This window comes from Moraxella sp. 179-F 1C4 NHS (assembly GCF_045370505.1).
Lineage (GTDB): Bacteria > Pseudomonadota > Gammaproteobacteria > Pseudomonadales > Moraxellaceae > Faucicola > Faucicola tetraodonis.
Window position 1 is genome coordinate 22,563 of sequence record NZ_JBIQEC010000024.1, and the last position, 6,537, is coordinate 29,099.

Sequence of the window (6,537 nt, forward strand, 5' to 3'; positions counted from 1 at the left end):
TTTTATTGCTATCCCTGTTTAAAAATTAATTGGGGTCATACAACACCACCGTACGCGCGATTAAATCATGCAGCGTTTGTTTACGGGCGGTAAACCACATCAAAAAACCAAATGGCAATAAGATAAGTTTTAAGGTTTCGCGGATTAACGCATGGAAAAAATTAACCCGTTGACCCTGCATACCAAACACCCACATACCCATAATCACCTTGCCCACCGTTGCTTGTCGTCCCAAACAGGTCAATAACGTCATATAGAACAAATAAAATCCATACGCTATCAAGGCAAGCGTTTGATCGGTAAACCCACGAATGCCAAGCTGCGGTAAAATCTGCGGCAACAATAATTGATAAGCCAATCCCAATAATAAACTCACTAACGCTAAATCAAATAGATAAGCCAATGCACGGCGCACAAAACCTGCATATAGCATGGTATGAGCCGGCTTACGAGTCTGCAGCGCGGTCGAAGGCAGCTGATTGGTAGTGGGCGTTGGGTATTGGCTAGGTTGCTGTGGCTGTACTGCAGGAGCGACATAAGAAGTCGCATAGTCAGTGGGTTGTGCGGGTGGATTTGACGCCTGAGCAATATCAGGCTGTTCATAGTTAGTCTGTGGATAAATTGGTTGAGAAGGTTGCTGCATAGGTTGACTAGCCTGAACAGGTTGCATATCGGTCGGTTGATAATTGCCTGCAAATGGATTTGGTGTATAACTTTGCCAAGTAGAATGTTCTGGCTGCGGCGCGTCATAGGCATTATAGCCACTTGACTGTACAAACGAATTTGCTTGCTGCGGCTGAGTATGATTATCAGATTGTTGCGCAAACTGACGACTGCCACAATTTGGGCACATAACCGCGGTTTTTGGTAATTTTTGACCACATTGTTGGCAGACAATAATCATAGATGTTTACTACCCTATTTTCATATTTCCAATTTGATAAACTAATTTGACGATCCGACGACCCAGTTGTATGGCGGCAAGCACTCAGCGGGCACAGGATTAGCGCTGCTACTGTTTTGCTGGTCGATAATGGCTAACACTTTTTCGGCGATGGGTACCAGTTCTGGATAGGTTTGCGGATAATTTAACATGTTTTGGCAACGTTTTTGTTGATCGTCCGTGGTATAAAACTGTGCCAATAACGACCCCACTGCGCCTTTGTCATCACCCGCTTGCAGTGCCATTGCCGCTGCCAATTCAATCATATAAGTATTGGGGTATTTGCTGCTATCACGCGGCGTTTGTAGCGCATATAGCAAAAAAGATTTGCTATAAGGATAGCTATTTTTAAATAAATAATAAGCGAAATTGGCGACATATTCGCCTTGGTTAGGATTGTATTTCACTGCTTGCGCTTGAAGATAAGCGGCGGCTTTTGGGTCTTTTTTGCGCCAGTAATAGCTTTTTGCCGCTTCATTGAGTTGTTTGGCGAGCGTTTTATTCGTGGGCTGCTGTTTAAAATAGCCCATATCCGCGTTGCGAAAAGCTTCAAGCGAGTATTGCTTTGTCGCATTGATATCTTGGCTGTAACCCAGCTCTTGCAGCTGTTTGAGCGATGGCTCGGCAAACTCACCCACCTTGACTACGTTATCAAAAAACTCAGGGCTAATACCGAGCGTGTCTTGATACAGCTTGGCTACGCTAGTTTGCGACGAGGAAGAAAAAAAGCCATTTTGCGCTTTAAGCGCTTGCGTCATAGTGGCTTTTGCAGTCGGCAGCGATTTGATGATGGTGCTGTAACTATTTTGGCTTTTTGGTTTTTTTTGTGGATTGTCATCGGTACTTGCCGCTTGGGCATTATTGGACTGATTGTTAGTGGCGGATTGTGATGTTGTTGGTGTTGAGGCGGATTTTAACCTTGATACGCCATAGCCACCGATTGCCACTAGGCCAGCAATCATCGCTATCAGCCACCCTTTAGAGGGCTTTTTGACAGATACCTCACCGGTAGAAGTTGTATACGGTGGCGTAATGGATGTCGCCTCTGTAGTATCAGTGTGATGCGCAGGTTCCGTTATCGTATCTGCCATTGTATCTGGCATCCCCATTGAATGAGTCGCCGGTGTTTGGGTGGCGTCATCGACTGCATCCACTGCATTGATGGGTTGGCTCGGTGTACCCCTGTGACTGCTAGCCTGCGTATTGAGCGACTGCTCAAGCCGACGATTAGTTGCCAATTTTTCCTCATCCATCGAACCGGTCAAAGCCGCGCTTGGCTGATGATTTGGGTGATTTTCGGCAGAGGACGCTACAGAAGCACGGGTGGGCGTGGTCTGCCAGACGCTGGTTGTCGCTGCAGCGCTGATTGCGGATACAGGCGTGACGGGCGTGGTTAACGGGTTATTCGGTACGGTTAAAAACAGACAGCGATGACAGGGTTTACCGACAAAATGAATGTGGCTAGCATCATTGGGATAATTTTCACACACTTTAAACTGGCGGTGTTGAACCAATCCGCGTAGATGGTTTTCCCAATCGGCGGCGCTTGGGCGATCAGTTGGATGGGTGGATAAAAACGCTTTATCAAACAGCGCACGGGTTTGGTCATCCCAACACACATGAATGCTGTTTTTTAGCGGTGCAATCTCTGGCTGTGGCTGCAAGCCGTAAGCATATAGCCGTTCTTTGATAAATTGGTCGGTGTTGCGATGGGCAGCGTTTTTTAATCGGTCTGACACAGGGATAAAATAAAATGGATGAATACCATTGTTTAAAATTTTAAACAGCTCAATCGCCAGTACAAAACGGTCGTGTTTTTCATCCAATAAACCAATATCTTTGTGTTCATGATATTCAGGACTGGTCATTTCAGGGGATATAACAGGACTTGGATAAACGCTGCCATCACTGGCAGTAATACGATAGCTATCACAGTCGATAAACCCAACTATAAAGCCTTTATAATCATCATCCATGCCCGTGCTTGGCTCTGGCATCAGGCGCATATTGGCTTCTTTAAAATCAATAAAGGCATGCCCATGACCATGTAAGTCCGCCATCAAGGCGCTAATATTGGCACACAGCTGTACACGATAATTGAGACTCTGCTGATACGCGGTCAGTTTTGCCGCCTCTCGTGGGTACATAAAAGGATTGAGCGATAACGACCTATCAAAATCCAGCTCTGGCATGGCATAGCCAATGAGCTCATCATGCTCGCCGACAATCAGATGTCTCACCCAAGCAAACTGGGTATACCCTACCCCATTAATCACTTCATAAATATGCTCAGGCGGGCGCGCCATCATGGCTTGTAGTTTGGCAAGGCTGGGGTTTTTGGGGTCGATGGGATTTTTAAAGATTTTTGCCACCAAATTGCCCGTGCCTAACAGATTACCAAGACGGTAGACAATGCCCATACCGCCAGAGCCGATCTCATGAGAGATAGGCAAATCAATGGTGATACGCTGATTGTTTGCAATTAAATACGGCATGAACTATCTCTTAAGATTGGCAGATGAGGTGGGTAAAGCGGCTAACTCAGTGCTAGCAGTGGCACTCATATGATTTATTGTGTCAGTAATACCCAAATAGTATAGCTGTATTTGCTGATTGCCGCTAGAATCGCTGACCGTGCTAGCTGGCAAAACCGTAGAGGCAGTAGCTGCTGTATGGCTGGTAGAGCTAGTTAAAATTTCTGATAACCCTTTATCGAGCGTCAGAGTATCCAAGATTTCCGTCTTTTTGCTTAACCCAGCTATTTGGCTCGTTATCGATTTGATAGGCAAGCTAATTTGGCAGTTGTAGTAATGCATCGTGGGTTGGATGGTGACCCCTAAACTTGTCAAATCATGGGTATCGGTAACTGGCAAACAGCTTGCTTTAGCGGCAATTTTGACAACATGATTGTTAAATTGTGAGGCGTTCAAAGTAGCCTCGGTCTCGGTATGTTGGTTTTGCAAAGCTGTACTCGCTGCACCACTGGCAACCGTTGGGTTTTTATTAGCGACCACCGTGGTCACAGTGGCGGATAATAAGGGCTGATTCGCATTATTTTTGTTTTCGTTTTTATTGTCGTTTTTAGTTTTAGCGCTACTTGTTTGTTTAGATTTTTGCTCGATGACATCGATAGACTGACCTTGCGGGCTAGCTATTATTACCTTAAAGATGGGATCATCGCTCGGATTGCCACTTTCGGTAACCGTTGCGGCTTCGGTCAAGTTAATGGCATAGGAATCACCCAGTGCGTGCGCGATCAGTGGGGTCGTTATAGCCGAGGTGGGCGTTGTACTCGCCACCGATGCTGCAGTATTTACATTGTTGACAGTTTGCGTCGGCAGCAACCGATCTTTATTTATCCAGCCCAATATACCTGTACCAATGAGCATCACTGCGCCAGCCATCATAGCGGTATTACGCCGCTGTCTAGTTGAGTCACTGACGGACTGTGAAGGCGGCAAAACCTGTGACGTTGTGGCAGCTGGAGTTGCAGGAGCAGTATCTACAACACTGGCTTGCGGCTTTGGGTTATGCGCTATGTTATTGATGTTATTAAAGGCTAGGTCATCAGGCGTGCTAGTGGCGCGGGTATTTTTATGATTGACAGCATCGGTATGCCATACCGTGGGGTTGTTTGGTGCGGTCGCTATGATTTCAGTCACTATAGTGTCATTCGCTAGGGCTTCATTTTGTACCTCAACCATCGGTTCAAGATTTTGATAATGCTGTTGATTTTTTAATAACACCACCAAGGATTTATCATCACCGGTTAATCGATAGGTGGCAGGGTTGCCAAGCGCCTGTTCAATAATCGCGCTGCCCTGCTGTGAGCATTGACTTTGGGTTAAATTAAACAGCAAGTTGCCAAAAAAAGGGCGGTAAATTTTGGGCGTAACACTTGCGCCTTCAAATACCAAGTCCGCACAGCCATCCGACATCAGTGCAAGGCAATCCACTTGCGATAAATCAATGGACTCAACCCGTAAGAAGGATTGCCAATTGTCTTGGGTGATAAAATGCGTCTCATTGACGTATTCATTCTTGCTATCATCCCCGTACACTTGCAAGTTGGTAAAATAATCAATGTGAGGATGGCGCACAACAAATTGGCTGGTGATGAGGGGACTATCACCGATTTGCACCAATATGGCTTGATGATTTGAATGGATGAGTAGTCCAGTAAAGGTTGTGTGATAATCTCTTAGGCTCGATTCAGCGGGTAGCTGCGACTGCAGGTCGAGGCGTATTTGTGATAATTGCTCGATAATTTGCTGTTTGACTTGCACCAAATCAAACGCAATGCCGTTGATACTGACACTGCAACTGACACTAAGACCCAGAAGCATTTGTGCAATCGCTTGACTAAAAAACGCTGCCCCCGCTTGGCTAAATTTTGCCGAGCCTGCCCCATCACATACCACGGCGACCATACCGTCTTGGGTTTTTTGCAAATAGATACTGTCTTGATTGGGCAGGTTGCTGTCGATATGGGATTTACCAATACTGGATGCGCCATACACTTGCCAAGATGGTTGGACTGATGATTGCGATGTTTGCGCGAACAAATCCGTGGTTTGGTTCATCATTATCCCCAATTTTTTTAGGTTTTTTATTAGTATTAGCGTTGAAGGTGATTGTCTTTACCATCAACTTTGAATGGTCGCCCACGGTGAGATGCTCCCTAATTGCACGGTTTCCCCAGGCGCAGATTGTGACACGGTCTTAAGACTCGCGGACAACCAGACAAAAAATTCGACAAATTTAACGGAGTTGAGATGCACGGGCGGGGTTAAAATCGACAGTTGCTTGAGCATCTTAACTTCTTGCACGCCTGCATCAATGGCAATCGGATAAATAATACATTGATTATTTTGCTCGGCTTGGTGACATTGATTGATAGCCGCCTGCCACACATCTTGGCTATCGGTGGGCAGACCATCCGTCATGGCAATAACCCAAGGACGGGTATAATTGATACCGTTGTCGCGTAGATTGATACGCTCCTGCTCAATCAAATTGAGCGCAAGTAACATACCTTGCCCGAGCGGCGTCATGCCATTTTCACGAAATTTAATGGGGAAAAAATCAATCGCATCTGTCCAGTCCATCATCAGCTCTGCGGTATCATTGACCCCGCCCACGATGACAATGGCTAAACGCACACGGTTGCGGGCTGTTTCATCTTTCATCAAATCATGATAAAACGCTTCAATCCCTTCATTGAGCATATCGATACGGCGTTTGTCGCCATTGCCTGAGCGTATCGCCATTGAGCCTGACAAATCCAACACCAAAACGCACAGGGTACGCTGGGCAACGTTATTGCCGTAGTCGATTTCACGAAACTGCGGGGTGAGGGCTTGCGGGATGGATGGCGGCGTAGACTCAGCTGGGTTTTGAAAATTGGGTATGGGGTTGTGGGCGACCATAAAAGATATCCTATTTTTATTAAAATTATTGTAATCGGTATCTCAGCAAAAGCCGATACGAAAAGCAAGGTTTTTTGTGGGGATTTAATTAGGCTGTGTCCCCAATTCAAAAACGAGATAAAAAGTGCCAAAATATGCCTAAATCTATAGCATTTAGAATAGGAA

At 45.9% G+C, this 6,537-nt stretch carries 4 protein-coding genes; all 4 read right to left on the bottom strand.

All coding sequences use genetic code 11. The features are described 5' to 3' along the window. Positions 1 to 25 precede the first annotated feature (25 nt). Positions 26 to 904, bottom strand: coding sequence for an RDD family protein (locus ACH0AB_RS10005; protein ID WP_406878076.1), 879 nt, complete (start codon positions 902 to 904; stop codon positions 26 to 28). Between the two features lie 41 nt (positions 905 to 945). After that, positions 946 to 3,438 (bottom strand): hypothetical protein, encoded by a 2,493-nt coding sequence (locus ACH0AB_RS10010; protein ID WP_406878077.1) that lies wholly within the window; start codon positions 3,436 to 3,438, stop codon positions 946 to 948. A gap of 3 nt (positions 3,439 to 3,441) precedes the next feature. Next, positions 3,442 to 5,526 carry a PP2C family serine/threonine-protein phosphatase gene (locus ACH0AB_RS10015; protein WP_406878078.1) on the bottom strand — a complete coding sequence of 695 codons (2,085 nt, stop codon included), beginning with the start codon at positions 5,524 to 5,526 and terminating at the stop codon, positions 3,442 to 3,444. A gap of 63 nt (positions 5,527 to 5,589) precedes the next feature. Beyond that, positions 5,590 to 6,372 (bottom strand): vWA domain-containing protein, encoded by a 783-nt coding sequence (locus ACH0AB_RS10020; protein ID WP_007115297.1) that lies wholly within the window; start codon positions 6,370 to 6,372, stop codon positions 5,590 to 5,592. Positions 6,373 to 6,537: the final 165 nt, after the last annotated feature.